The sequence below is a fragment of the Candidatus Culexarchaeum yellowstonense genome (assembly GCF_024707025.1).
Classification (GTDB): Archaea; Thermoproteota; Methanomethylicia; order Culexarchaeales; family Culexarchaeaceae; genus Culexarchaeum.
On record NZ_JANGFQ010000228.1, the window covers coordinates 1 to 2,385 of the forward strand.

Here is a 2,385-nt window from a genome sequence, read left to right on the forward strand (position 1 = left end):
CATTCTTCATATGTAAAGATGGCCCAGTATTCCAATACACAAAAATAAAGAGGTACTTCGAGGTGAAATACATATGAAAATTGCAATATTCAAATTTGCAAGTTGTAGTGGATGCCAACTCGAACTACTAAACCTAGAAGAAGAACTACTGAAGATAGCGGGTAAAGTTGAAATAGCATACTTTGTGGAAGCCTCAAGAAAGCTCATGAAAGGACCATACGACATATCCCTCGTAGAGGGGAGCGTATCAGCACCGGAACAACTCGAGGAACTACATAAGATAAGGGAGGAATCAAAGTACTTGATAGCAATAGGATCATGCGCCACTGCAGGTGGAATACAAGCCCTTAGAAACTGGGCTCAACTTGAAGAATACAAGAAGATCGTATACCCAAACCCAGAATGGATAAAAGCTCTGGAGAAATCCACACCACTATCAGAACATGTGAAAGTTGATTTCGAAATAAGAGGGTGCCCAATAAACAGGAAGCAATTACTATGGGTTTTAAGTCAAATAATAATTGGAAGAGAACCATTTCTACCCACACACAGCTTATGCATACAATGCAAAATAAAGGGGTATACATGTGTACTAGTGGCGAAGGGGGAACCATGCCTAGGACCAGTGGTGATGGCCGGATGCGGAGCAATATGCCCAAGCTTCCAAAGACCATGCTACGCATGCTACGGACCATCAGACCTATCACAAACAACAAAACTAGCACAACAATTCATGGAGAAAGAATTGAGCAAGAAGGATATTTCATTGTTATTCAAGAAATTTGAATGCTGGAGACCCAAATTCAAGGAGGTGGTGGAGAAATATGAATAAAAGGATGGAAATAAACATAAAACCATTAACGAGAGTGGAGGGTGAAGGCGAAGTCGAAATAGTAGTGGAAAATGGAAATGTGAAGAAGATACAAGTGGAAATAATTGAAGCGCCAAGATTCTTCGAAGCCTTCGTAAAGGGAAGAAAGTATTTAGAAGTACCAGATTTTGTGGCAAGGATATGTGGAATATGCCCAGTACCATACATGTACAGCAGTAGCAGAGCAATGGAAAAGATACTTGAAATAAATATTCCAAAGGAAATTCAAAATCTAAGAAAAACATTACTATTTGGGGAGTGGATAAGTAGCCACACACTACACGTATTCCTACTACATGCACCAGACTTCATGAAACTAAACGACGTAATAGAATTGGCAAGAATAAAGCCGGAAATAGTTAGAAAAGCGCTAAAGCTGAAAGCCTTCGGAAACTATGTTATGGAAAAAATTGGAGGAAGATCGGTACACCCAGTTTCATGCAGAATTGGAGGATTCTACAGAATAATAAGGAGGGAAGAGCTTGAAGACATTAAGAGGGAATGCAAAGATAAGCAGGAAATTGCGAAAGAATTATTAGAATGGATACTCCAGCTAGAAATTCCTAAAATAAAATGTGACTACGAATACCTATCACTACAAGACCCCGAAGGGGAATATCCAACAGTAGGCGGAAGAATCGTGTCCAATAAGGGGATAAACATATCTGAAGAGGAATTTGAAGACAAAATAGAAGAATTCCAAGTACCATACTCCACATCGCTAAGGTGCAGAATAAAGGGAAGGGGGACATATGTAACTGGCCCAATAGCAAGATTCAACAACAACTACAAAGCTCTAAGAGGAGAGGTGAGAGACGTATTGGAAGCATATGGATTTAAAGCACCTCTAGTGAACACGTATCAAAGCATAATAGCCAGGATGGCAGAGATATATCATTCAACATTAGAAATAGAGAGACTTATAGATGAATATAGAGAGCCGGAGAAACCATACGTAGAGGGGAAAGTTAAAGCTGGATGGGGATGTGGAGCCTCAGAAGCACCTAGAGGAATACTATATCATTCATACGGGATAAACAGTGAAGGGTACGTGGAGAAGGCAAGGATAATAGCTCCAACCACACAAAACTTGGCACACATCGAGCAAGATATACTAATGCAAATTTCAGAAATAATTAGCAAGCCGATAGATGAAGCACAGTTGATGGTGGAGATGATAGTGAGGAATTACGATCCATGCATATCATGCTCAGTACATGCCATAAAAGTAAAGATAATTAAAAACTAATTTTTACATAAATTACCTTTTTTCCACTTTACCCTTAACTGGATATATAACTTCTTTAGGAGCCTTCTTGAACATTTCAAGGTAAGGCCTCAAAACTTTAGGTATAACTACACAGCCATCAGGCTCTTGATAATTCTCCAATATGGCAGTTATAGCTCTAGTGGAAGCAATAGCTGTAGAGTTAAGTGTATGCACATATCCCCTCTCCAACCCCTTCCCCCCCTTCCTCTGAAATCTAATGTTGAGACGATAGCTCTGCCAATCC

General features: G+C 39.7%; 2 protein-coding genes and 1 pseudogene. 2 read left to right on the forward strand and 1 reads right to left on the reverse strand.

Going from position 1 to position 2,385, the window contains the following annotated elements:
* Positions 1-73: 73 nt before the first annotated feature.
* Both MRT15_RS11750 and MRT15_RS11755 read left to right on the forward strand, forming a co-directional pair.
* Positions 74-832 (forward strand): hypothetical protein, encoded by a 759-nt coding sequence (locus MRT15_RS11750; protein ID WP_304330448.1) that lies wholly within the window; start codon positions 74-76, stop codon positions 830-832.
* Complete coding sequence (locus tag MRT15_RS11755) at positions 825-2,120, forward strand: Ni/Fe hydrogenase subunit alpha (RefSeq protein ID WP_304330450.1); 1,296 nt, start codon at positions 825-827, stop codon at positions 2,118-2,120. The genes MRT15_RS11750 and MRT15_RS11755 overlap by 8 nt, the downstream gene beginning before the upstream one ends.
* A gap of 12 nt (positions 2,121-2,132) precedes the next feature.
* On the opposite strand, the pseudogene MRT15_RS11760 reads toward MRT15_RS11755, so the two are convergent.
* A pseudogene (locus MRT15_RS11760) lies at positions 2,133-2,385 on the reverse strand (serine--tRNA ligase); the annotation flags it as partial.

Excerpts from the sequence above, each read along its gene's own strand:
- MRT15_RS11750 (WP_304330448.1), top strand. The coding sequence starts at position 74 with ATGAAAATTGCAATATTCAAATTTGCAAGTTGTAGTGGATGCCAACTC.
- MRT15_RS11755 (WP_304330450.1), top strand. The coding sequence starts at position 825 with ATGAATAAAAGGATGGAAATAAACATAAAACCATTAACGAGAGTGGAG.